Raw genomic sequence first — 22,388 nt, forward strand, 5'->3', positions numbered from 1 at the left:
ATGACCCAGTGACGTGGCCCAGACCAAACTCAACGCGCCGGACCTCGGCAACTCCCCCTCGACCTCGGAGATCATCACCCGGCACCTGCGCGACGCGATCGTCGCCGGGCATTTTGCCGAGGACGAACCGATCCGGCAGGACGACATCGCGCGCCAGTTCAATGTCAGCAAGATCCCGGTTCGCGAAGCGCTCAAGCGTCTGGAAGCCGAAGGCCTGGTGATGTTCCAGCGCAATCGCGGGGCGATGGTCACGCGGTTGTCGGACGCCGAGCTGGCGCAGTTGTTCGAGGTGCGCATGCTGCTGGAAGACAAAGTGCTGCGCTTGGCCATCCCGAACATGACCGAGGCGACCTTTGCCCGCGCCGAGAGCATCTGCCGCGAGTTCATCGGTGAAGACGACGTGGGTCGCTGGGCAGAGCTGAACTGGGAGCTGCATGTCTGCCTGTACGAGCCCGCCCAGCGTCCGTTCCTGGTGGGCCTGATTCGCTCGGTCAACGACAAGCTGGAGCGTTACCTGCGCATGCAGATGAGCTTGTCGGCCGGCAAGGATCGTGCAGACCACGAGCACCGGGAGATCCTCCAGGCATGCCGCGAGGGCGATGTCGAGCGTGCCGTGCGCCTGCTCGACGAACACATTGCCGGTGTCTGCCAGACCCTCTTCGAGCACCTGCCGAGCGCGCGCTGAGCGCGTCGGCTGGTAGCCATCCTTCGCATCGGACACTGTGCCGAATTCGTCATCGACATGCGCTAAATCGCTCAAGCCCGACGGCTTCATCTGGGCCACCCTAGGGTTCACTGAACCAACTCGACAGGTGGCCCGATGAACCGCATTGAAGTGATCGACTCGCATACCGGGGGTGAGCCCACACGCCTGGTGATCGAGGGTTTCCCGGATCTCGGCACGGGCACCATGGCCGAGCGCAGGCAACTGCTGGCCGAACGGCACGATGCCTGGCGGGCCGCCTGCGTGCTGGAGCCGCGCGGCAGCGATGTGCTGGTAGGCGCGCTGTTGTGCACACCAGTGGACCCCAGCGCTTGCGCAGGGGTGATCTTCTTCAATAACACCGGCTATTTGGGCATGTGCGGCCACGGCACCATCGGGCTGATCGCCTCGCTGGCGCATCTGGGCCGGATCGGCCCGGGCGTGCATGCCGTCGAAACCCCAGTGGGTACCGTCCAGGCGACATTGCATGAGGACGGTTCGGTCAGCGTGCGCAACGTGCCCGCCTATCGCTACCGCAAGGACGTAGCGCTGCAGGTGCCGGGTATCGGCGCGGTGATCGGCGACATCGCCTGGGGTGGCAACTGGTTCTTTCTGGTGGCCGAGCATGGGCTGGCGGTTGCCGGGGACAACCTCGAAGCCCTGACTGCCTACACCGTCGCCGTGCAGCAGGCACTTGAGGATCAAGGCATACGCGGTGAAGACGGCGGCCTGATCGACCATATCGAATTGTTCGCCGAAGACGATGACGCCGACAGCCGCAACTTCGTGCTGTGCCCCGGCAAGGCCTACGATCGCTCGCCCTGTGGCACCGGGACCAGTGCCAAACTGGCGTGCCTGGCAGCCGACGGCAAGCTGCAGCCTGGCCAGATCTGGCGTCAGGCCAGCGTCATCGGCAGCACGTTCGAAGGGTCCTACGTGCCGCTGGAGCCGAGCGCCGATGGGCGGGTGGTGCCGACCATTCGCGGGCAGGCGTATGTGAGCGCCGAAGCCACGCTGATTTTGCACGGCAACGACCCCTTCGCCTGGGGCATTAGCCTGTGAGCACCCAGGCCGTGGCCGACGCCATCGTGATCGGCGCGGGCATCGTCGGCGCCGCCTGCGCCCAGGCGCTCGCCAAACGTGGCCTGAACGTGCAGGTGCTGGACGCCGGCCAGCCCGGCGCCACGGCGGCCGGCATGGGCCACCTGCTGGTGCTCGACGACAACGCCGCCGAACTGGCGCTGAGCCAATACTCGCTCGAACGCTGGCGCGAGATGGCCTCTGCGCTGCCGCAGGGCTGTGCGTACCGCAGCAACGGCACCCTCTGGCTGGCTGCGAACGATGAGGAAATGGCCGTTGCCGAGCACAAGTTCAAGGTACTGCGCGAGCATGGCGAGGCGTGCGAAATCCTTGGTGCGACCACCCTGCGCGAGCGCGAACCGCTGCTGCGCGAGGGCCTGCATGGCGGTCTGTTGATCAAGGGCGATGGCATTGTGTATGCACCGGCGACCGCGCAATGGATGCTCGACCATCCCTTGATTCGTCAGCAACGCGCCACCGTCATCGAGGTGGACGGCCACCGTGTGCGCCTGGCCGACGGTCAATGGCTGAGCGCCGATCTGGTGCTGTTGGCCAATGGCATCCAGGCCACCGAGCTGTGCCCCGAGTTGCCCGTCCAGGCCAAGAAAGGTCATCTGGCGATCACCGACCGCTACCCTGCGCAGATTACCCACACGCTGGTGGAGCTGGGCTACGTCACCAGCGCCCACACCGCCAGCGGCCCGTCTACGGCCTGCAACATCCAACCGCGCCCGACCGGGCAATTGTTCATCGGTGCTTCGCGACAATTCGGCACCACCGAGCCTGACGTCGAAGGCTGGATGCTCTCCAAAATGCTCAGGCGCGCGGCCGAGTACGTGCCTGCCCTGAACGACATGAACGTGATTCGTGCCTGGACCGGTTTCCGCGCGGCCAGCCCGGACGGCTTGCCCTTGGTGGGTGAGCATCCACAGCGTCCGGGCCTGTGGCTGGCGGTGGGTCATGAAGGCTTGGGAGTGACAACCGCGCCGGCGACCGCCGACCTGCTGGTGGCGCAACTGTTCGACGAATCGCTGCCGCTGGCCGCAGCACCGTACCTGCCACAGCGTTTTCTCGGAGCACGTGCCCATGCCTGAATTGACCGTGAATGGCCGCACACTGCGTGTGGCTGCAGGCACCAGTGTCGCAGCCGCGCTGGCGATCGCCGGTGACGGCTGCACGCGGACCTCGGTCGGCGGCCAGCGGCGTGCGCCCCTGTGCGGCATGGGCATCTGCCAGGAGTGCCGGGTCACCATCGACGGTTCTCGGCGTCTGGCGTGCCAGACGCACTGCCGCGACGGCATGCAGGTGCACACCTCATGATGAACGAACACGCCGAGGTCCTGATCATCGGTGCTGGCCCCGCTGGCCTCCATGCGGCACTGGCAGCGGCGCCCAGCGGGGCTCGCATCGTGCTGCTCGACGACAATCCGGCCCCCGGTGGGCAAATCTGGCGCGACGGACCCCACGCCGCGTTGCCGACTCAGGTGATTCGACTGCGTGAGCGCTTGCAGGGATATAGCAATGTGCAGGTCCATACGGCCACCCGAGTGATTGCCCGGCCCGCGCCCTACCGCTTGCTGGTGGAGAACGAGGAGCGCGGCTGGATCATCGACTATGCCAAGCTGATCCTGTGTACCGGCGCCCGTGAGCTGTTGCTGCCCTTCCCCGGCTGGACACTGCCCGGCGTGACCGGCGCGGGAGGCTTGCAGGCTCTGGTGAAGGGCGGCCTGCCCATCGCGGGCGAGCGTGTGGTCGTCGCGGGCAGCGGTCCGTTGCTGCTGGCCAGCGCCCACACCGCGCAAAAGCAGGGCGCTCGGGTGATCCGTATCGCCGAGCAGGCCAGCACCGGCGCTGTCGCGCGCTTCGCAGCGCAGTTGCCACGCTGGCCGCACAAGGCGCTGCAAGCGCTGCAACTCGGCTCAGCGGTGTATCGCACCGACAGCTACGTACTGGCCGCGCTCGGCAGCGAACGGCTCGAAGGCGTGCGCCTTATGCAACGGGGGCGAACTGTGGAAATACCGTGTGAGCGCCTGGGCTGTGGCTTCGGCCTGGTGCCCAATACGCAGTTGGGTGAGGCCCTGGGCTGTGCGTTGCAGGCCAGCGCCATTGCCGTCGATGGCTGGCAGGCGACTAGCCTGGCCGATCACTTCGCCGCCGGCGAATGCACCGGTTTCGGCGGCAGCGAGCTGGCTTCGGTCGAAGGCAGCATCGCTGGGCATGCTGCGGTGGGCGATCAAGCCGCAGCCGCACGGCTTTGGTCGCAGCGCAGCCATTGGCAGGGCTTCGCCGCCGTGCTGAACCGCGCGTTCGCCCTGAGGCCGGCGCTCGCCACCCTGTGCGAACCGGACACACTGGTCTGCCGCTGTGAAGACGTGACCTACGCGGCCGTTCAACCGTATGGCTCCTGGCGCGAGGCCAAGCTGGCCACCCGCTGCGGGATGGGCGCCTGCCAGGGCCGGGTGTGTGGTGCTGCCACCGCGCAGCTGTTCGGCTGGCAGCCGTCCACACCCCGCCCACCCTTCAGCCCGGCTCGGATCGCGACCTTGCTCTGCATCGACGACCACCCGCCTACTTGATCCCATCGCCAGCACTTTGCGCAGCGGGCCGGGGGCACTATGCTCCGGGCGTCCTTTCCGGAGCCTGACGCCATGCTCGCCGCCCTCGTTCCTGCCAGTCCCTGCCACCTGCCCGACCTGCTGGTCAGCCTGCAACCGTTGGCGCCACTGCTCGATGCCTTGGCCGACGTGGTGTTCTTCATCAAGGACGATGCTGCCCGCTACGCCTTCGTCAACACGACCCTGGTGCAGCGTTGCGGCTTCAGGACCGGCCAGCAACTGCTGGGGTTGACTGCGGAGCAGGTGTTCCCGGCGCGCTTCGGGTCGCTCTACACCGAACAGGACCGCAAGGTACTGGGCAGTGGCCGCGCGTTGGCCAACCAATTGGAATTGCACCTCTATTTCGGCAACCAGCCGGTGTGGTGCCTGACCCACAAGATCGCCCTGCACAATGAGCAGGGCGGGATCGTTGGCCTGGCGGGCATCTCCCGCGACCTGCAACTGCCGCAATCCAACCATCCGGCCTTCCAGAAAGTGGCGGCGGTCGATGCGCACATCCGTGCCCACTACCACCGTTCGATCAGCCTCGCGGAGCTGACCGCGATCGCCGGGCTGTCGGTCGCACAGCTCGAGCGTCACTGCAAACGGATCTTCCAGCTCACGCCGCGCCAGCTCATTCACAAGGCGCGTCTGGAAGAAGCCTCGCGCCTGCTGCGCGATGAAGACCTGCCGATCACCGACATCGCCCTGCGCTGCGGCTACACCGACCACAGTGCCTTCAGCCGACAGTTCCGCGCCCTGACCCACCTGTCCCCGAGTCTGTATCGCGACAGCCACCGCTGATGTTCCGTTAGCGGGCAGTGCGGCCTGGCGATGCTCCCTTATGTAACACCCTCTCTCTTGTCATCACCTCGTAATTGCACCTGTCCACAGCGTAATGCCCCTCTGGATGAGGACTATCACGGCTTCGGCGGGACTGCATACGAAATGGGCACGCCTGTTGCATTTGAAATATCGTATACGAAATTCCATAAATCCCAGCAATCACTCAAACGTCGAGGCTTCCATGAAAAAATCTGCTTTTGCCGTCGCCTTTACCGCCGCGCTCAGTACCGCTTTCATGGCAAACGCCCAGGCCGACAAACTGGACGACATCATCGGCTCCGGCAAACTGCGCTGCGCAGTGACGCTGGACTTCCCGCCCATGGGGTTCCGCGACAGTGCCAACAAACCTGCAGGGTTCGACGTCGACTACTGCAACGACTTGGCAAAGGTACTGGGCGTGGATGCCGAAGTCGTCGAAACGCCCTTCCCGGATCGGATTCCTGCATTGGTCTCGGGACGTGCCGACGTCATCGTCGCTTCCACTTCGGACACCCTTGAGCGTGCCAAGACGGTCGGTCTCAGCGTGCCCTACTTCGCGTTCCAGATGGTGGTGCTGACCCGCGACGACACCGGCATCAACAGCTTCGAGGACCTCAAAGGCAAGGCACTGGGCAACACCAGCGGCACTTATGAGGCCATCGCCCTGGAGAAGGATGTGAAAAGCTGGGGCAGCGGCAGCTTCCGGGCCTACCAGTCGCAGAACGACACCATCCTGGCCGTCGCCCAAGGCCACATCCAGGCCACCGTGGTCACCAACACGGTGGCTGCCGCAACCCTGAAGTCGGGTAAATACAAGAACCTCAAGGTCGCCGGCAACGCACCGTACGTGATCGATTACGTGTCCCTGGGCGCCAAGCGCACCGAGTACGGCCTGCTCAACTACCTCAACCTGTTCGTCAATCAGCAAGTGCGCAGCGGCCGCTACAACGAGTTGTTCGTGAAATGGGTCGGTACCGAGATCGCGCCCACCCCACTCACCGTACCCAACGTCTACTACTGACATGAAGACCATGCCCGGTATCGTCAGTGGCCGCTGCCTGATCGATGGCAGCGCGCAGGGCGCCCTGCTGTTCGCCGACACCGGCCTGAGCTTCTGGGGCGGGGTCGACCCCTCCAGCGGCGAGGTCATCGATCGGCACCATCCGCTCAGTGGCCAGAGCGTCGCGGGCCGAGTTCTGGCGATTCCGGGCAGTCGTGGTTCCTGCACCGGCAGCAGCGTCATGATGGAGCTGATCAGCAACGCCCACGCGCCGGCAGCGTTGGTGCTGGCTGAACCCGATGAGATTCTGACCTTGGGAGTGCTGGTGGCGCAGCACTTCTTCGGCCGCTCCCTGCCCGTGCTGTGCGTGGGACAACACGCCTTCGACACCCTGCGCGGTCAGCCATGGGCGCGAGTCGACGGCGCATCGTTGAGCCTCTACAGCCAAGCGCCAGATGACCCTTGGCTGCCTCGCGAAGCCGAAAGCGAAAACGATACAGCCGACGGCGACATCGAACTGAGCCGCCGCGACCAGGAACTGCTCGACGGCGCCCACGGCAAGGCAGCCCAGGTGGCGATGCAGATCGTCCTGCGCATGGCGCGCCTGCAGGGCGCTCGGGAACTGATCGACATTACCCAGGCGCATATCGATGGGTGCATCTACACCGGTCCCGCCAGCCTGCGTTTCGCCGAACGGTTGGTGCAATGGGGTGCCCGGGTGCAGGTACCCACCACGTTGAACGCCATCTCGGTGGACCAGCGCCGCTGGCGCGAACTGGGGATCGACCCGGCCCTTGGCGAGCCCGCGAGCGCGCTGGGCGATGCGTACATGGCCATGGGCGCGCGACTGAGCTTCACCTGCGCGCCCTATCTGCTCGACAGCGCGCCGGGCCTTGGCGAGCACGTGGTGTGGGCCGAGTCCAACGCCGTGGTGTACGCCAACAGCGTGCTCGGCGCACGTACCTTGAAATACCCCGACTACCTCGACATCTGTATCGCCCTGACCGGCCGCGCGCCGTTGATCGGCTGCCACCTCCCCGAGCGGCGCCGGCCGCAACTGCAGATCCAGGTGCCGCCCCTGGCTGGAGCCGATGACAGCGTCTACCCGTTGCTCGGCTATCACATCGGCGGCCTGTGCGGCAGCCGTATTCCGTGGATCAGCGGTTTGCACCAGCAGCATCCCGACCTGGATGACCTGAAAGCGTTCGGCGCCGCCTTCGCCACCACCAGCGCCGCAGCAATGTTCCACATCGCCGGGGTCACCCCCGAAGCCCTGGACCCGGACCTCTTGATCGGGTTATCGGAGGCACCGCCCTGCGTGTCGATCACGCCACAGGATCTCCTCGCAAGCTGGAAGGAACTCAATACCGCTCGGGACACGCAGGTGCGGATGATCTCTCTGGGCAATCCACATTTCTCCCTGAGCGAATTCGCCCGCCTGGCCGCCCTCTGCCAAGGCCAGCGCAAGCACCCGGATGTCGTGCTGGCCATCACCTGTGGCCGAGCGGTGCTGGAACAGGCCCGCGCGGCAGGTCACCTGGCCGCGCTCGAAGCCTTCGGTGCGACGCTGATCACCGACACCTGCTGGTGCATGCTCGGTGAACCGGTAGTTCCCGTGGACTGCCGCAGCCTGATGACCAACTCGGGCAAGTACGCCCATTACGCACCGGGTCTGGTCGGGCGACGGGTTCACTTCGACAGCCTGGGCGCGTGTGTCGACAGCGCATGCAGCGGTACCCGCAGCGGTCGACCACCGGCCTGGCTGTCGCCCTTTTCTCCCGCGGAGCCTGCAGACCATGTTTGATTACACCTTTCAGTGGCGGGCTGCGTGGCGCGCCTTGCCCGACATGTTGCAGGGCGCCTGGGTGACATTCGAAACCGCGGCGCTGTCGATGGTCTTCGGTGTGCTCATCGCCTTGCTCTTGACGGTGATGCGCGCCGGCACCCACCCGGTGCTGCGCGGCTTCGGCAACGGCTGGGTGTCGATCGCACGTAATACTCCATCGCTGTTCCAGATCTACATCCTTTACTTCGGCCTGGGCTCGATGGGCCTGCACGTCAGCTCCTGGTTGGCCCTGCTGGCCGGTATCACCTTCAACAACGCCGGCTACTTGGCGGAAAACTTTCGCGGCGGCCTTAAGGCGGTGCCCGAGACGCAGATGCGCGCTGCGCGGTCGCTGGGCATGAGCGCGTTCCAGGCATACCGGATGATCATCGTGCCGCAATTGCTGCGCGTGGTGTTCTACCCGCTCAGCAATCAGATGGTCTGGGCGGTTCTGATGACCTCGTTGGGCGTCGTGGTCGGTCTCAACGACGATCTCACTGGCGTCACCCAGGACTACAACGTGAAGACCTTCCGCACCTTCGAATATTTCGCCATGGCCGCGGTGCTCTATTACCTGATCGCCAAGCTGATCGTCGGCCTCGCCCGACTGTTGAGCTGGCGCCTGTTTCGCTACTGAGGAGCGGCGCATGTTCTCTACCAGCCTCACCGCGACAGACCTGATGTACATGCTCGACGGCGCCTGGATCACCCTGCAACTGACGTTCTGGGCAATCCTGCTGGGTTCGTTCGTCGGTTTGCTGTGTGGCCTGCTGCGGGCTTTGCTGCCACGCGCCAGCCTGCCGCTGGCCTGGGTGCTGGACGTGTTCCGCAGCGTGCCGCTGCTGATTCAGTTCGTCCTGCTCAATTCGTTCAAGAGCATTGCCGGGCTGAACATCAGCGCCTTCAGCGTCGGCTGCCTGGTGCTGGGCGTGTACACCGCGGCGTACTTCACCGAGATCGTGCGCAGTGGCGTGCTGGCCGTGTCGCCGTCGGTGCGCCGCGCCAGCCGCTCGCTGGGCCTGAGCTACTGGCAGGACCTGCGCTACATCGTCCTGCCGATGGCCACCCGAGTGGCCTTCCCCGGCTGGCTCAACCTGGTGCTCGGGGTCATGAAGGACACCGCACTGGTGATGTGGATCGGCATCGTCGAACTGCTGCGCGCATCACAGACCATCGTCACGCGCATACAGGAGCCGCTGCTGGTGCTGTGCATCGCCGGCCTCATCTATTACGTCATGAGCCTGGTAGTCGCACGCCTGGGCGCTCGTCTGGAAAGAAGGTGGCAGGAAAATGATTGAGATCGACAACGTACACAAATCCTTCGGCGAACTGGAGGTCATCAAGGGCGTCAGCCTGACGGTGAGCAAGGGTGAGGTGGTGTCGATCATCGGTGGCTCGGGTTCGGGCAAGTCCACCCTGCTGATGTGCATCAATGGCCTTGAACCGATCCAGAAAGGCAGCATTCGGGTCGATGGCGTCGAGGTTCATGAGCGCAGCACCGATCTCAACCGGCTGCGCCAACGCATTGGCATCGTCTTTCAGCAGTGGAATGCGTTTCCCCACCTGACGGTGCTGGAGAACGTGATGCTGGCGCCGCGTAAGGTGCTGGGCAAGAGTCGAGAGCAGGCCGAGGCGCTGGCCGTCCAGCAGTTGACCCATGTTGGCCTGGGCGACAAGTTCAACACCTTTCCCGGCAAGCTGTCGGGTGGCCAGCAGCAGCGCATGGCGATTGCCCGGGCGCTGGCCATGTCGCCGGACTATATGCTGTTCGACGAGGCCACCTCGGCGCTCGATCCGCAGTTGGTCGGCGAGGTGCTCGACACCATGCGCATGCTGGCCGAAGACGGCATGACCATGGTGCTGGTGACCCACGAGATTCGGTTTGCCCGCGATGTATCCGATCGTGTCGCTTTCTTTCGCAACGGCCTGGTGCATGAGATCGGCAGCCCGGATCAGGTCATTGGCAATCCCTTGCAGCCGGAAACGGCGGCGTTCCTGAAATCGGTCAAGTGACACCCGGTATGCGGTGACCCACGACAGCCAGACTCGATAGCTAAATACCATAACTGCAAGCGTATACGAAATACGATTAAACAGAGGAGTAACTCGCATGAGCAAGCGCATCAACTGGAGCGGCGTGTTTCCGGCCGTCACCACCCAATTCAACGATGACTTTTCCATCAATCTGGAAAAGACCCACCAAGTGATTTCCAACGTAATCCGCGACGGCGTGTCCGGGTTGGTGGTCTGTGGTTCGGTGGGCGAAAACACCTCGCTGACCGCCGAGGAAAAGATCGCGGTTACAGAGGTGGCCGTGGACGCCTCCGGTGGCCGAGTACCGGTCATCTGCGGCGTGGCCGAGTTCACCAGCGTCGCTGCCGCGAAAACGGCCAACGCGGTGCGCCAGGCCGGCGTCGATGGCGTCATGTTGATGCCGGCCCTGGTCTACGGCTCCAAGCCCTTCGAGACCGCCGAGCATTTTCGCTACGTGGCCAGGCACGCCGATGTGCCGTTGATGGTCTACAACAACCCGCCGATCTACAAGAACGACGTCACCGCCGAGATCCTCATCTCTCTGGCCGACTGCGACAACGTGGTGTGCTTCAAGGACTCGTCTGGCGATACCCGGCGTTTCATCGACGTGCGCAACGAGGTGGGCGACCGTTTCGTGCTGTTCGCCGGGCTCGACGACGTCGTCCTGGAGAGCATCGCAGTGGGCGCCGAGGGCTGGGTGTCGGGCATGTCCAACGTCTTCCCGCAGGAAGGTGAAACCATCTTCCGCCTGGCCAAGGCCGGACGCTTCGCCGAGGCCATGGAAATCTACCAGTGGCTGATGCCGATCCTGCACCTGGACGCCCGTGCGGACCTGGTGCAATGCATCAAGCTCTGCGAAGCCATCATGGGTCGCGGCAGCGCCCTGACCCGCCCGCCGCGCCTGGCCCTGCCGGAGGAAGACCGCCTGTTCGTCGAGCGCATCATGGCCAAGGCCTTGGCCAACCGCCCCACCCTGCCCGACGTCGGTCTTTGAATCATGCCCGGGCCAGGCGCATCCGCCAGGCCCGGCCCGCTGTCACAGCCACCCCTCAGGAAGCCTGATCATGTCCACTTCTTCCAACGCGACCAACCCGGCGGGACTCAAGCGCGTCGTAGCGGCCGCCATGGCCGGTACCGTCGCCGAATGGTACGAATTCTTCCTTTACGGCTCGGCTTCGGCGCTGGTCTTCGGCCAATTGTTCTTTCGCCAGACCGACCGCCCTATCGATGGCATCATCGCGGCTTTCGCCCTCTACGCCGTAGGCTTTCTGGCGCGACCATTGGGTGGGCTGGTGTTCGGCCATTACGGGGACAAATTCGGTCGCAAGCGGCTGCTGCAACTGAGTCTGGTGGTCGTGGGCATCACCACTTTCCTGATGGGCTGCCTGCCAGGCTTTGCCACCATCGGTTACGCCGCGCCGGTATTACTGGTGCTGTTGCGCCTGATCCAGGGTTTTGCCTTCGGCGGCGAGTGGGGCGGAGCGATCCTGCTGGTGTCCGAGCACTGTCCCGACAACCGCCGCGGTTTCTGGGCCAGCTGGCCGCAGGCAGGCGTGCCGGCGGGCAACCTGATCGCCACGGTCGCGTTGCTGGGGCTGTCCAGCGGGCTTTCCGAAGAGCAGTTCCTGGCCTGGGGTTGGCGTGTGGCGTTCTGGCTGTCGGCCATCGTCGTGCTGATCGGCTACTGGATCCGCAGCAGCGTCGACGACGCGCCCATCTTCAAGGAAGCCCAGGCGCGGCAGGCGTTGATTCAATCTGAACAACTGGGTGTAGTCGAGGTACTGCGCCACCATTGGCGTTCCGTGTTGGTGGGCATCGGCGCGCGGTTTGCCGAGAACATTCTGTACTACACGGTGGTGACCTTCTCCATCACCTACCTCAAGCTGGTGGTGCACAAGGACACGTCGCAGATTCTGCTGCTGATGTTCGGCGCACACTTGCTGCACTTTTTCATGATTCCGCTGATGGGTTACCTGTCCGACCTGATCGGCCGCAAACCGGTGTACCTGACCGGAGCGGTATTGACGGCGTTCTGGGGCTTCGTCGGCTTTCCGATGATGGACACCGGCAACAACTGGCTGATCATGGCAGCCATCACGCTAGGGCTGGCCATCGAGTCCATGACCTATGCGCCCTACTCGGCGCTGATGGCCGAGATGTTCCCAACCCACGTGCGCTACACCGCCCTTTCACTGTGTTATCAAGTGGCACCGATTTTTGCCGGTTCGTTGGCTCCGCTGATCGCAATCACCTTGCTCAACAAATACCAGAGCTCCACGCCTATCGCCTTTTACCTGGTGGGCGCCGCGGTAATCTCGATCATCGCCGTCAGCCTGACCCGGGAAACCCGGGGCAAATCGTTGCGCACAGTGGACGCCGAAGCGGCCACACGCGTGGCCGCCCGTGAGCAGGCTGAAGTAACGCGCGCCAAACTGGTCTGAGCGGTTGGCGCTGCCCCCCCCACCGTCAGCGCCTGGTCAAAGCCCCAGATCACTCAAGCCTGGGTGATCGTCGGGGCGGCGGCCCAGGGGCCAGTGGTATTTGCGCTCGGACTCGGCGATGGGCAGGTCGTTGATGCAAGCGAAACGCCGCTGCATGAGCCCGTTGGCGGCAAACTCCCAGTTCTCGTTGCCGTAGGAGCGGAACCAGTTGCCCGAATCGTCGTGCCACTCATAGGCGTAGCGCACGGCAATGCGGTTGTCGGCGAAGGCCCACAGTTCCTTGATCAGGCGATAGTCCAGCTCTTTACGCCATTTGCGTTCGAGAAACGCCTGGGCCTGGGCGCGTCCTTCGATGAACTCGCTGCGGTTACGCCAGTAAGTGTCCTGGGTATACGCCAGCGCCACCTTGGCGGCATTGCGGGAGTTCCAGCCGTCCTCGGCGCCACGCACCTTCTGGATCGCGGTTTCGAGGGTGAACGGCGGCAGTGGCAGGCGTTTCTCTTCGCTCATGTCGATGCTCCTAGAAAGGTTTGTAGGGCAGGAATTTGCCGTCCAGGGTGATCACGGCGCGGGATCCGCCTTCTGGATCTTCGACCTTCTTGATGTCGAGCTTGAAATTGATCGCGCTGATGATGCCATCGCCGAATTGCTCGTGCACCAGCGCCTTCAGGGTCGTGCCATAGACCTGGACCATTTCGTGGAAGCGATAGATGGTCGGATCGTTCGACACGTCTTCGGCATTGCCGCGCAGGGGTATGGTCTGCAGTTCGACAACCGCTTCGGCGTCCAGCCCCAGGCGTTCGGCCACCACTTCGGCCACCGCCTGAGGCAATGGATGCTGGCCCAACAGCGCGGCGGTCACATACACCGTGCTCAACCCGGTGCCTTCGGCCAGGCCCGACCAGGTCAGGTTGTTCGCGGTCTTGGCCTGCAGGACGCGCTCGGTCAGGGTCTGGCGTGGTGCCTTGGAAACGTTGCTCTGGGACATGGTCGATTCTCCGGATGGGAACGCAAGGTCAGGTGTAACGCTTGGAGGCACAGAATCAACAAAACCCACCATAATGGCCAAGACTCATTTCAGATCATTTCCATAATTGCAACTTATGGTGAATCCGTGCTGCTACGTCATATCCGCTACCTGCTGGCCGTTGCCGACCACGGTAATTTCACCCGCGCCGCCGAGGCGCTGCATGTGTCCCAACCTGCGTTGTCGCAACAGATAAAGCAACTGGAATCGAGCATGGGCGTGCCCTTGTTCGACCGCAGTGGCCGCAGCATCGTCCCCACCGATGCCGGTCGCGTGTACCTGGAACATGCGCGGCGCTCGCTGCGAGAGCTGGAGGCGGGTCGGCGCGCGGTGATGGACGTCAGCGATCTGTCGCGTGGGCAACTGCGCCTGGGCGTCACGCCGACTTTCAGCGAATACCTGGTAGCGCCGCTGATCGACCGCTTCTCGGCACGGTACCCAGGGGTTGCGATCAGCCTTACGGAAATGTCGCTGGAACAGATACTCGACGCACTGGCCCGCGATCTGCTGGATGTGGCCATCGGCTTCACCGGCGAGCATGGTGCCGACATTGATGCGCAGCCGCTGTTCGAGGAGAAGCTGTGCCTGGTCACGGCAGGCTCGGCGCTGGACCCCGGTCAGCAGAACAAGGTGCTGACCCTGGCCGATCTGCAGACGCTGCGCTTCGCCCTGCTGGCCCCGGCCTTCGCCACGCGTATCTCGGTGGATGCCTGGTGCCGCAAACAGCGCTTCACGCCCAACATTGCTCTGGAAGCCAATTCGATCGCCATATTGCTCAAGGTGATCAAGCAGGGGCGCATGGTGACCATCCTGCCCGATGCCATCGTGCGCGAGCAGCATGACCTCTACGAGCTTCGTACCAGACCAGTGCTGCCCAGGCGCACGGCGGCCTTGCTACGGCGCAAGAACGGCTATCGCAGCGTCGCCGCCGATGCGTTCGCCCAGTTGGTGAAAAGCTTGCGGAACTGAACCCGCCAGCGCGGTGCGCAAACTTTTTCCTGATTCAGGCGTCAGCTTGATAGCGACCTTTCGCCACCGCACTTTCGCCTTGGCACTTTCGTCATTGAACAGGGACTCACCATGGTTTTCTTCATCTTCCTCCTGGCCTGCGCCGCTGCGGCCAGCACCGGCATCATCTTCAAACCCGGCCAGTGGTACGCCTCGTTGGTCAAACCTCGTTTCACCCCGCCGAACTGGGCATTCCCCGTAGCCTGGACGGTCATCTACCTACTGCTGGCCTGGGCCGGCTACCGCCTGACCCAACTGACCGGCAGCGAGACGGTGCTGGCACTCTGGGCCGCGCAGATTGCCCTCAACACCCTGTGGACACCGGTGTTCTTCGGCGCCCACCGCCTGCTGGCCGGCCTGGTGATCATCGTATTGCTGTGGCTGGTGACCGCCGCCATGGTAGTTCTGGCCATCCGCCTGGACCTGATCACCGGGCTGATTCTGTTCCCCTACCTGGCCTGGCTGTGCGTGGCGGCCGCGCTGAACTTCTCGATCCTGCGCAACAACCGCTGAGCTCGGTGCCACGCCGCCTGGCTCAGGTCAGATGGCGAACTCACCCACCAATGCCGTCAGACCGACCGCCAGTCGCGACACTTCGCCACTGGCGGTCGCCGTCTGGGTGGCACCCGCAGCACTCTGCATCGAAAGGTCCCGAATGCTGGTGATGTTGCGGTCGATCTCCCGCGCCACCTGAGCCTGCTCTTCGGCGGCGGTCGCGATCACGGTGTTGCGTTCGCTGATCAGGTTGATCGATTCGGAAATCTGGCTGAGCGAGGTACTGGCGTGCTGCGCCACGGCCGACGAATCGCTGGCCATCTGCTGGCTCTGCTCCATGGCCTGGACGGCCTGCACCGAATCGGTCTGCATCGAGCCGATCATCTTCTCGATTTCCTGGGTCGACTGCTGCGTACGGTGAGCCAGAGCGCGCACTTCATCGGCAACCACGGCAAAGCCACGACCCTGCTCACCAGCGCGAGCTGCTTCGATGGCAGCGTTCAGTGCGAGCAGGTTGGTTTGTTCGGCAATGGCGCGGATCACCTCGACCACCGTGTTGATATCACGCGCCCGAGCCGACAGCTGTTTGACCTGAGTGCTGGTGCTGCCCACGTTGGTCGCCAGCGCCTGGATAGCGGTCAGGGTCTGTTCGACCTTGCCCAGACCATCCCTCGCCAGCGATTGGGTGGTGGCCGAGGCGTCGGCGGCTTCGGCCGCGTTGCGCGCCACCTCGTCGACCGCCGAGCTCATCTGGGTGACCGCACTGGCCGCCTGATTGACCTCATCGTTCTGGCGCACCAGCCCCCGGCTGGATTCCTCGGTGACCGCGCTCATCTCTTCCGAGGCGGCGGCCAATTGGCTCGAGCTGTCGGAAATGTGCGCGATGGTCTGCCGCAGGTTGGCCTGCATCCGCGCCAGCGCCGTGAGCATGCTGGCGGCTTCGTCCTGGCCAACCACGACGATCTGTTCGGTCAGGTCCTTGCGCGCGATGCGCTGGGCTATCTGCACGGCTTCGTTGATGGGCTGGGTGATGCTGCGTATCAACAGCGCCGCAAGCAGGATGGTCGCCAGCACGGCCGCAGCCATCAGCCCAATGACCCAGGCACGGCCCGACTCGAAGGTCGCGAGCGCCGCATCCCCGGCGTCGGTGGCACCGCGGTCGTTCAGCGCCATGAGCTCGTTGACCTTGCCTTCCAGGGTGTTGGTCAGCGGGCGAATGGCCGTGTTGATTAGGCCGGTTGCCGCCGTGGTGTCGGCAGCGCGCAGCATGGGTTCGAGCTGGCCCAGCAGTTGGTCATACGCAGCCGCATCGGAACGTATGGAGTCATAGAGTTTACGGTCATCGTCACTGGCAACGGTGCTTTCGTAGTGCTTGATGGTTTCCTGAAAAGCACGGCGATAGCCGGGAAACGCAGCGATCGTCTGTTCACGAAGCGCGGTATCGGTGGTGGTGGCGCCACGCATGCTTTCGAGCCGCAACCTCAAGAGCCCACTGTTCATCTGGCCCGCGTCACGGATACCCAGCATCCAGTTCGTCTCGACGTCCTGCTCGGCCTCGTAGAGCTTGTTCATCTGGACGATGGAAAGGCAACCAAGGAGTATCACGACCACGACAATGGCCGAGAAGAATGCAATAGCGCGGGGGGCGAGGTTCAGGCGTCGAATGATCATGCAGGATTCCATTGCGATCAGGGGTTGATGCCTTGAGTCATCGGCCTGTGGTGCAAACACTTGAGCTAGAGGGGCCTGGGTAAATGTAAGCAAGCGCGAGTACGGGCCTGCTGTATGCCTGTACAGCCATTCAAGGGCAACCTATGTATAATCGCCCGCTTCAACGAATATGGGTCCGCGCATGTCCAACGCCGATTACGAGGGTTCGCTCCCACCACCTGCCGAAATGACCGTCATCCCCGTCATTCTGCGCCTGGTCAAAGAGGCGACCGGTCTGAGATTTGCGGCAGTGGCCAGGGTCACCGCCACACGCTGGGTCGCCTACGCGGTGGACGACTCGGCCCACTTGGACATACGGCCGGGCGATCAGCGGCCACTTGCGCAGACGTTGTGCAACGAAGTCCGTAAGCGTCGCCAGTCACTGGCCTATGGTGAAGGCATGCACGGCTTGGCCGACGGGCGCTACGAGCCGGAAACCCAACCGGGGCTGGAAACATTCAAAAGCCATATCTCGGTGCCCATCATCACCTCAGCGGGCGTGTTCGTAGGGACCCTCTGCGGACTGGACCCGGAACCGGTCGCGGTCGAAAATGCCAGCGTGATCGACACCCTCGAACTGTTCGCGCAACTGCTGGCCAGCCATCTGGAACTTCACGCGCGGCTGCACGACAGCCAATCGGAACTGGGTGCATCCGAGGAAACCGGGCGATTGCGCGAGCAATTCGTGGCGGTACTGGGCCACGACCTGCGCACGCCGATCAGCGCCGTGCGGATGAGTGCCGATCTGCTGGACCGACAGGTCACCGACAAGCGCTCCAAGACCCTCGTGGCCGCGATCCAGAGCAGCGCCAAGCGCATGTCGGCGTTGATCGACGACGTGCTGGACTTCACCCGCTGCCGCCTGGGCAGCCGCTTCGTGATCAACCTGAACTGCGTCGACAACCTGTTCGAAGCGTTGATCCCGGTCATCGCCGAAATCCGCCATGCCCACCCGCTGGCCGATGTCAGCTATCACTACACCGATGCCAAACCCGTTCAGTGCGATTTCGGACGCATCAGCCAGTTGGTCTCCAATCTGCTGTCGAACGCCGTACACCACGGCGCACCCGGCGGACCGATCAGCATCGATGGACGCATCGAGCAGGACAGCCTGGTGCTGTCGTTTTGCAACGAAGGCCTGCCCATCCATCCCGACCGGATGGATCTGCTGTTCAAGCCGTTCACCCGCGCCGACAACGACCGGCAAAACGAAGGACTGGGTTTGGGTCTCTACATCTGCTCGCAGATCGCCGAGTCCCATGGCGGACAGTTGCAGGTTACTTCCAGCGATCTGCACACCGTGTTTACCGTGCGATTGCCGGTGCTTCGATAGCGCTGCCACCACGCTCCTGTAGCAGCGGTGCAAACCGCGTCACGGCGTGTGCGTTCCATCAGGCCAGCGCCAGATGACACGCCCCACCCACCACCACCTCACGCTCTACCAAACAGAAGCTTCAAGCCTGCTCCGGCAAACACCATCGCCAAGGTGCCCTCGATCCAGCGGCGCGCCTTTTGATAGGCGCGCACCATGGGCGCTGTGGAAAACACCACCGCGTAGCCGCCAAAAATGGTCACGCTAAGCACGGCGCAACCGGCCAGGATGATGGCGACCGTCGAAGTGGTAGCCCCTGGCCCCAGACCGAGGGTCATCGTCGCGATCCAGCTCAGGATCGCCTTCGGGTTGGTGAGGTGCATCAACAGGCCACGCTGATAGAGCTTCCATCCGGATGCCTTGGACGCCGATGACAACTCGTTGGCAAAGCGTTCGTTGGAGGTCAGCGCCGAGCGGCAGGCCTTGCTGGCAAGAAAGAGCAGATAGGCGCCCCCTATCACCTTCAAGACGATGAGCGCCTCGGCGTATTGAACGATAACGGCGGAAACCCCTGTCGCGGCCATGGATCCCCAGAAGAACGAACCGCTGATGACACCCGCTGCCAGCATCAGCGCCGGCCGTCTGCCCTGATGCATCGCCACGCTCATGATCCGCATGTTGCTGGGGCCGGGGCTGGCGGCGCCCATGATGTAGGTCACGAACACCAGCAGTAGAAGGTGAATATCGAATGACATTGAAGGACTCCATTCCAAGGCGGCAGCAGGTTATCGGTTTGGATACCTTATAGTACCGTCACGCTTTGAAGTATCCCCAGCCGCCACTTTCAATACCGAGGAGCTCTTGCATGTTCACAGGTCTCAGCGCGTTCCCATTGACCCCGCTGCGCGATGGCAAGGTGGACGAAAACGGCTTCGTCGGCTTGATCGAAAACCTGGTGTCGGTCAAGGTCGATTCCATCGGCGCCTTGGGATCGACAGGCAGCTACGCCTATCTCAACCGCGAGGAGCGGCGCCTCGCCGCCCAACTGGCCGTCGCCGCGGCAGGTGACGTGCCTGTGATCGTCGGCATTGGCGCGGTCGCCACGCGGGACGTGCTGCTGCTGGCCGAAGATGCCCAGGCTGCCGGCGCGTCGGCGCTGCTACTGCCGCCGGTGAGCTATCAGGCGCTTCGTGCGGATGAAGTGTTCGAACTCTATGAAACGGTCGCCCACCGGGTATCGCTGCCGTTGGTGGTCTACGACAACCCTGGTACCACGCATTTCCAATTCACCGACGAGCTTCACGGGCGCATCGCCGCCCTGCCCAACATCGCGTCGATCAAGATCCCGGCTGTCCCGGCCGACCCAGCACAGGCGTCAGCAAGGGTCGCGAGCCTGCAGGCGGTCATCCCCAGTCACGTCAGCATCGGCGTCAGTGGCGATGCGGCCGCAGTGAACGGCCTGAATGCAGGGTGTGAGTTGTGGTACTCCGTGATGGGCGGCCTGTTTCCGCGAACCGCACGGGCATTGGTCGAGGCAAGCCGATCCGGGCAGGCCGAGCGGGGCCTTGAAGAATCGGCCCGGCTCGAACCGTTGTGGGCCCTGTTTCGCGAGTACGGTAGCCTCAGAGTCATCGCAACGGCCGCCGAAGTCCTCGGCCATGCCGCAGCGAACTGCCTGCCGCTGCCGCTCAAGGGGCTCGACCAGCCATCGACCCAGCGAGTCGCACAGGTCCTGAAGACACTGCAGCTGGCCTGAGGCGCGTTATTGCCCTATCTCAATGCCCAAGCTCAGGGCTGGGCGGTCGCTGGGCTCACGTCCGACGGTGCCTGCAGCCTGTAACCCATGCTGTGCACGGTATGCAGCAACGGCACCTCGAACGATTTGTCGATGGTTCGGCGCAGCATGTAGATGCCGGTTCGCAGGCTGTCCGAATCGGGCGTTTCCTCACCCCACAGCGCCAGTTCCAGCTCGCGGCGCTTCACGATGGCGGGGCTCTTGCGCATCAACAGCTCCAGCAGCGCGAGGGTGGTGGGGTTGAGCTTGAGCAACCTGCCCGCCCGCTTTACCTCCAGTGAATCCAGATCGAAGCTCAGGTCATGGACTTCGAGCACGTTTTTCCTCATCCCGGCCGAACGTCGACTCACTGTCTCGACGCGGGCAAACAGCTCGGACAGAGCGAACGGCTTGACGATGTAGTCGTCGGCGCCGACGCGAAATCCCGTCAGCCGATCTTCCAGCTCGTCACGGGCAGTCAGCATGAGAATGGGCGTGTGCCGCCGGGAGACCGAGCGCAGCTTGTGACAGACCTGGTTGCCGTCCATGCCGGGCAGCATCACATCGAGAATGATGGCGTCATAATTGCCGGTCATCGCCAGGTGAAGCCCGGTCACGCCATCCAGAGCGCCAGTCACTTCACACCCCTTGAGCACGAAGTATTCCGAGACGTTGGCGAGGATATCGGCATGATCTTCGATGACCAGTATGCGCATGGGACTCTCTTTTTATGTAAGGCACGAGTACGAAACACAACTACCCATTCAACGCTGGACCGGCATTTGTTTCGTGGCCACAAGCGCATTGCCGCTCACCCCTCTGCAGCCGGCAAACATGTCCAGCGCGCTGTTGTAGACCCGCGTCTGGACATTCAACAAGCCTAGCATCGAGTGAAAGAGATTGTCCTGACTCAGCGGATCGTTGCGTGTGCGCTGCAAACAATGACTGTCGACGGCAAGCGCACGTTGGTAACTGTCGGAGAACCATACCAGCAGTGGGACGTGTTTCTGCTGGTCAGGTGCCAACATGTAGGGCGTGCCGTGCAGGAACACGTTGTACTCGCCAAGAGACTCGCCGTGATCGGAGAGATAGATCATGGCGGTGGCCACACGGTCCTGGTTGTCGCGCAGGGTATCGATCAGCCGCGCCAGAACGTGATCGGTGTACAGCACGGTATTATCGTAGGCATTGACGATACTCTCCCGGTTGCAGGCGTCCAGCGCGTTGCTCTTGCACACCGGAGTGAAGTGCTCGAAGGCTTGCGGATAGCGCTTGAAATATTCGGGCCCGTGGCTGCCCATCTGGTGCAGGACCAACACGGTATCGTTGGAAAGGTGATCGATGAAGGCCTGCAAACCCTGCAGCAGGATCTCGTCCCGGCACTCGCTGTCTGCGCACAGAGCCGGGTCCTTGCCGTGGCTGACATCCAGCTGGGTGACCCGGTCGCAGGTGCCCTTGCAGCCGGACTGGTTATCCCACCACACCACGTCCAGGCCGGCACGCTTGAGCACGTCCAGCAACCCTTCCTGGTTTTTCGCGACGGCTGGTTTGTACTGCTTGCGGCCCATGTTGGAAAACATGCAGGGCACCGACACAGCGGTTTCGGTGCCGCAGGAGTGCACGTCGGTGAACGACACCAGACCCTGCTCAGCGGCCAGTTGCGGTGTGGTATCACGCCCATAACCGAGGATACCGAAGTTATCGGCCCGGGCACTTTCGCCCACCACCAGTACGGTCAGTGATTTAGTGGGGTGGTTGGCCACGTTCACCGCACGCATCGCATCCTCACCCAAGGGCACGAAAGGATGCTCGACGGTCGACACCTGCTCGCGGGCATAACCGATCGAGGCGCCGATGTAGTTGCTGGGCACCACCATCAGGCGCAACTCGTGGTGATTGCGCAACAGTGACGACAGCCCCTGATAGTCCAGCAATGCGACGCCGGTGATGATGCCAGCACAGCCGGTGCCGATGAGCACTTTGTGGAGCAGCTCGCGATGGGGTTTGCGATACGCAATAGGTGTCTTCCACAACAGCACACACGGCAGCACGCCCAGCGCCAGCAGGTAGACCCACAGCAGGGGCGACAGCAGGCCTTCCACTTCGGTCACGTTGGTTTCGACAAGATTGCGGAACATGCCCGCGTCGACCACGATTCCGTACTGCCCCATGAAATACGCCACACAGGCGCTGACCAGAAACAACACCATCAGCAGCGGTTTCAACAGTTTGGGAAAGGCCAGCATCGTCAACACGAAGTTGAAGACGCACAACAGCAACATCCCAAACGCCCAGGCCAGTTGCGTACCTGCGCCCTCGCCGCCCGTGATGGACGCCAGGTGTTGCCAAAGTGGTGTGTTGAAAGCAATCAATAGAAACAGGCTTGCAGCCAGTGTGACTAATTCCGGACGAACAGGTTTTATCTTGAACATGCGAGTCTACTGTCAGGCAGATAGGCGGGCCGTGCGCAGTGCGCCGGGTATCGACAGCGCGGACTGTAATCTCGAATAACTCAAACTTTCGTGAAAGATTTGCGAGGAAAAGCTTGCTGGAAAAAACC

General features: G+C 63.2%; 23 protein-coding genes and 1 pseudogene. 17 read left to right on the plus strand and 7 right to left on the minus strand.

The window, feature by feature from the left end:
• Positions 1 to 13: 13 nt before the first annotated feature.
• The 13 genes from ASF66_RS04955 (at position 14) to abaF (ending at position 12,502) form a co-directional block, all read left to right on the plus strand.
• Positions 14 to 685 (plus strand): GntR family transcriptional regulator, encoded by a 672-nt coding sequence (locus ASF66_RS04955; protein WP_049859271.1) that lies wholly within the window; start codon positions 14 to 16, stop codon positions 683 to 685.
• A gap of 135 nt (positions 686 to 820) precedes the next feature.
• Positions 821 to 1,765 carry a 4-hydroxyproline epimerase gene (locus tag ASF66_RS04960; protein WP_056842961.1) on the plus strand — a complete coding sequence of 315 codons (945 nt, stop codon included), beginning with the start codon at positions 821 to 823 and terminating at the stop codon, positions 1,763 to 1,765.
• Positions 1,762 to 2,877 (plus strand): NAD(P)/FAD-dependent oxidoreductase, encoded by a 1,116-nt coding sequence (locus tag ASF66_RS04965; RefSeq protein WP_056842962.1) that lies wholly within the window; start codon positions 1,762 to 1,764, stop codon positions 2,875 to 2,877. Before ASF66_RS04960 ends, ASF66_RS04965 begins: the two co-directional genes overlap by 4 nt.
• Positions 2,870 to 3,103: a (2Fe-2S)-binding protein gene (locus tag ASF66_RS04970; protein WP_056842963.1), complete on the plus strand. Its 234-nt coding sequence runs from the start codon at positions 2,870 to 2,872 to the stop codon at positions 3,101 to 3,103. The genes ASF66_RS04965 and ASF66_RS04970 overlap by 8 nt, the downstream gene beginning before the upstream one ends.
• Entirely contained in the window at positions 3,103 to 4,359 is a 1,257-nt protein-coding gene (locus ASF66_RS04975) for an NAD(P)/FAD-dependent oxidoreductase (RefSeq protein ID WP_056843437.1), read from the plus strand. Before ASF66_RS04970 ends, ASF66_RS04975 begins: the two co-directional genes overlap by 1 nt.
• Before the next feature lie 72 nt (positions 4,360 to 4,431).
• Positions 4,432 to 5,181 (plus strand): AraC family transcriptional regulator, encoded by a 750-nt coding sequence (locus tag ASF66_RS04980; protein ID WP_056842964.1) that lies wholly within the window; start codon positions 4,432 to 4,434, stop codon positions 5,179 to 5,181.
• 223 nt (positions 5,182 to 5,404) lie between these two features.
• Positions 5,405 to 6,223: an ABC transporter substrate-binding protein gene (locus ASF66_RS04985; RefSeq protein ID WP_056842965.1), complete on the plus strand. Its 819-nt coding sequence runs from the start codon at positions 5,405 to 5,407 to the stop codon at positions 6,221 to 6,223.
• 10 nt (positions 6,224 to 6,233) lie between these two features.
• Positions 6,234 to 8,006: a cis-3-hydroxy-L-proline dehydratase gene (lhpI, locus tag ASF66_RS04990; RefSeq protein WP_056843438.1), complete on the plus strand. Its 1,773-nt coding sequence runs from the start codon at positions 6,234 to 6,236 to the stop codon at positions 8,004 to 8,006.
• Entirely contained in the window at positions 7,999 to 8,664 is a 666-nt protein-coding gene (locus ASF66_RS04995; RefSeq protein WP_056842966.1) for an amino acid ABC transporter permease, read from the plus strand. The genes lhpI and ASF66_RS04995 overlap by 8 nt, the downstream gene beginning before the upstream one ends.
• A 10-nt stretch (positions 8,665 to 8,674) precedes the next feature.
• Positions 8,675 to 9,325, plus strand: coding sequence for an amino acid ABC transporter permease (locus tag ASF66_RS05000; RefSeq protein ID WP_056842967.1), 651 nt, complete (start codon positions 8,675 to 8,677; stop codon positions 9,323 to 9,325).
• Positions 9,318 to 10,040 (plus strand): amino acid ABC transporter ATP-binding protein, encoded by a 723-nt coding sequence (locus tag ASF66_RS05005; protein WP_049859262.1) that lies wholly within the window; start codon positions 9,318 to 9,320, stop codon positions 10,038 to 10,040. Before ASF66_RS05000 ends, ASF66_RS05005 begins: the two co-directional genes overlap by 8 nt.
• A gap of 97 nt (positions 10,041 to 10,137) precedes the next feature.
• Positions 10,138 to 11,055, plus strand: coding sequence for a dihydrodipicolinate synthase family protein (locus ASF66_RS05010; RefSeq protein WP_056842968.1), 918 nt, complete (start codon positions 10,138 to 10,140; stop codon positions 11,053 to 11,055).
• 70 nt (positions 11,056 to 11,125) lie between these two features.
• The gene (abaF, locus tag ASF66_RS05015; protein WP_056842969.1) at positions 11,126 to 12,502 is read left to right on the plus strand and encodes a fosfomycin efflux MFS transporter AbaF; all 1,377 of its coding nucleotides are present in this window, start codon (positions 11,126 to 11,128) and stop codon (positions 12,500 to 12,502) included.
• A gap of 36 nt (positions 12,503 to 12,538) precedes the next feature.
• Here abaF and ASF66_RS05020 read toward each other — a convergent pair whose 3' ends face one another.
• On the minus strand, positions 12,539 to 13,012 hold the full coding sequence (locus ASF66_RS05020; protein WP_056842970.1) for a nuclear transport factor 2 family protein: 474 nt from the start codon (positions 13,010 to 13,012) through the stop codon (positions 12,539 to 12,541).
• 10 nt (positions 13,013 to 13,022) lie between these two features.
• Complete coding sequence (cynS, locus tag ASF66_RS05025) at positions 13,023 to 13,490, minus strand: cyanase (RefSeq protein WP_056842971.1); 468 nt, start codon at positions 13,488 to 13,490, stop codon at positions 13,023 to 13,025.
• A gap of 126 nt (positions 13,491 to 13,616) precedes the next feature.
• Between cynS and cynR the strand changes: the two genes are divergently transcribed.
• Together cynR and tspO are read left to right on the plus strand one after the other, a co-directional pair.
• A complete protein-coding gene (gene cynR, locus ASF66_RS05030; protein WP_056842972.1) occupies positions 13,617 to 14,498 on the plus strand; it encodes a transcriptional regulator CynR in 882 nt (293 codons plus the stop codon).
• A 111-nt stretch (positions 14,499 to 14,609) separates the two neighbouring features.
• Positions 14,610 to 15,050, plus strand: a complete 441-nt coding sequence (gene tspO, locus ASF66_RS05035; RefSeq protein WP_056842973.1) for a tryptophan-rich sensory protein TspO — start codon at positions 14,610 to 14,612, stop codon at positions 15,048 to 15,050.
• 27 nt (positions 15,051 to 15,077) lie between these two features.
• Here tspO and ASF66_RS23145 read toward each other — a convergent pair whose 3' ends face one another.
• Positions 15,078 to 15,941, minus strand: coding sequence for a methyl-accepting chemotaxis protein (locus ASF66_RS23145; protein WP_442962756.1), 864 nt, complete (start codon positions 15,939 to 15,941; stop codon positions 15,078 to 15,080).
• Positions 15,933 to 16,715: pseudogene (locus ASF66_RS23150) on the minus strand (MCP four helix bundle domain-containing protein); the annotation flags it as partial. The pseudogene ASF66_RS23150 and the gene ASF66_RS23145, both read right to left, overlap by 9 nt.
• 169 nt (positions 16,716 to 16,884) lie before the next feature.
• On the opposite strand from ASF66_RS23150, the gene ASF66_RS05045 reads away from it, so the two are divergent.
• Complete coding sequence (locus tag ASF66_RS05045; protein WP_162240073.1) at positions 16,885 to 18,075, plus strand: sensor histidine kinase; 1,191 nt, start codon at positions 16,885 to 16,887, stop codon at positions 18,073 to 18,075.
• Between the two features lie 98 nt (positions 18,076 to 18,173).
• On the opposite strand, the gene ASF66_RS05050 is transcribed toward ASF66_RS05045, so the two are convergent.
• On the minus strand, positions 18,174 to 18,809 hold the full coding sequence (locus ASF66_RS05050; protein ID WP_056842975.1) for a LysE family translocator: 636 nt from the start codon (positions 18,807 to 18,809) through the stop codon (positions 18,174 to 18,176).
• A gap of 110 nt (positions 18,810 to 18,919) precedes the next feature.
• Here ASF66_RS05050 and ASF66_RS05055 point away from each other — a divergent pair, with 110 nt between their 5' ends.
• Positions 18,920 to 19,810: a dihydrodipicolinate synthase family protein gene (locus tag ASF66_RS05055; RefSeq protein WP_056842976.1), complete on the plus strand. Its 891-nt coding sequence runs from the start codon at positions 18,920 to 18,922 to the stop codon at positions 19,808 to 19,810.
• A gap of 32 nt (positions 19,811 to 19,842) precedes the next feature.
• Here the strand turns inward: ASF66_RS05055 and ASF66_RS05060 are convergent, their stop codons facing one another.
• Positions 19,843 to 20,544, minus strand: coding sequence for a response regulator transcription factor (locus ASF66_RS05060; RefSeq protein ID WP_056842977.1), 702 nt, complete (start codon positions 20,542 to 20,544; stop codon positions 19,843 to 19,845).
• A gap of 48 nt (positions 20,545 to 20,592) precedes the next feature.
• On the minus strand, positions 20,593 to 22,260 hold the full coding sequence (locus ASF66_RS05065; protein ID WP_056842978.1) for a phosphoethanolamine transferase: 1,668 nt from the start codon (positions 22,258 to 22,260) through the stop codon (positions 20,593 to 20,595).
• Positions 22,261 to 22,388 lie beyond the last annotated feature (128 nt).

This window comes from Pseudomonas sp. Leaf129 (assembly GCF_001423465.1).
GTDB lineage: Bacteria > Pseudomonadota > Gammaproteobacteria > Pseudomonadales > Pseudomonadaceae > Aquipseudomonas > Aquipseudomonas coleopterorum.

Excerpts from the sequence above, each read along its gene's own strand:
- ASF66_RS04975 (WP_056843437.1), top strand. The coding sequence starts at position 3,103 with ATGAACGAACACGCCGAGGTCCTGATCATCGGTGCTGGCCCCGCTGGC.
- ASF66_RS04980 (WP_056842964.1), top strand. The coding sequence starts at position 4,432 with ATGCTCGCCGCCCTCGTTCCTGCCAGTCCCTGCCACCTGCCCGACCTG.
- ASF66_RS04970 (WP_056842963.1), top strand. The coding sequence starts at position 2,870 with ATGCCTGAATTGACCGTGAATGGCCGCACACTGCGTGTGGCTGCAGGC.
- ASF66_RS05060 (WP_056842977.1), bottom strand. The coding sequence starts at position 20,544 with ATGCGCATACTGGTCATCGAAGATCATGCCGATATCCTCGCCAACGTC.
- ASF66_RS05010 (WP_056842968.1), top strand. The coding sequence starts at position 10,138 with ATGAGCAAGCGCATCAACTGGAGCGGCGTGTTTCCGGCCGTCACCACC.
- ASF66_RS05055 (WP_056842976.1), top strand. The coding sequence starts at position 18,920 with ATGTTCACAGGTCTCAGCGCGTTCCCATTGACCCCGCTGCGCGATGGC.
- ASF66_RS05045 (WP_162240073.1), top strand. The coding sequence starts at position 16,885 with ATGTCCAACGCCGATTACGAGGGTTCGCTCCCACCACCTGCCGAAATG.
- ASF66_RS04985 (WP_056842965.1), top strand. The coding sequence starts at position 5,405 with ATGAAAAAATCTGCTTTTGCCGTCGCCTTTACCGCCGCGCTCAGTACC.
- ASF66_RS05000 (WP_056842967.1), top strand. The coding sequence starts at position 8,675 with ATGTTCTCTACCAGCCTCACCGCGACAGACCTGATGTACATGCTCGAC.
- ASF66_RS23145 (WP_442962756.1), bottom strand. The coding sequence starts at position 15,941 with ATGCAGGCCAACCTGCGGCAGACCATCGCGCACATTTCCGACAGCTCG.
- ASF66_RS04960 (WP_056842961.1), top strand. The coding sequence starts at position 821 with ATGAACCGCATTGAAGTGATCGACTCGCATACCGGGGGTGAGCCCACA.
- ASF66_RS04995 (WP_056842966.1), top strand. The coding sequence starts at position 7,999 with ATGTTTGATTACACCTTTCAGTGGCGGGCTGCGTGGCGCGCCTTGCCC.
- abaF (WP_056842969.1), top strand. The coding sequence starts at position 11,126 with ATGTCCACTTCTTCCAACGCGACCAACCCGGCGGGACTCAAGCGCGTC.
- lhpI (WP_056843438.1), top strand. The coding sequence starts at position 6,234 with ATGCCCGGTATCGTCAGTGGCCGCTGCCTGATCGATGGCAGCGCGCAG.
- ASF66_RS05020 (WP_056842970.1), bottom strand. The coding sequence starts at position 13,012 with ATGAGCGAAGAGAAACGCCTGCCACTGCCGCCGTTCACCCTCGAAACC.
- tspO (WP_056842973.1), top strand. The coding sequence starts at position 14,610 with ATGGTTTTCTTCATCTTCCTCCTGGCCTGCGCCGCTGCGGCCAGCACC.
- ASF66_RS05005 (WP_049859262.1), top strand. The coding sequence starts at position 9,318 with ATGATTGAGATCGACAACGTACACAAATCCTTCGGCGAACTGGAGGTC.
- cynS (WP_056842971.1), bottom strand. The coding sequence starts at position 13,490 with ATGTCCCAGAGCAACGTTTCCAAGGCACCACGCCAGACCCTGACCGAG.
- ASF66_RS05065 (WP_056842978.1), bottom strand. The coding sequence starts at position 22,260 with ATGTTCAAGATAAAACCTGTTCGTCCGGAATTAGTCACACTGGCTGCA.
- ASF66_RS05050 (WP_056842975.1), bottom strand. The coding sequence starts at position 18,809 with ATGTCATTCGATATTCACCTTCTACTGCTGGTGTTCGTGACCTACATC.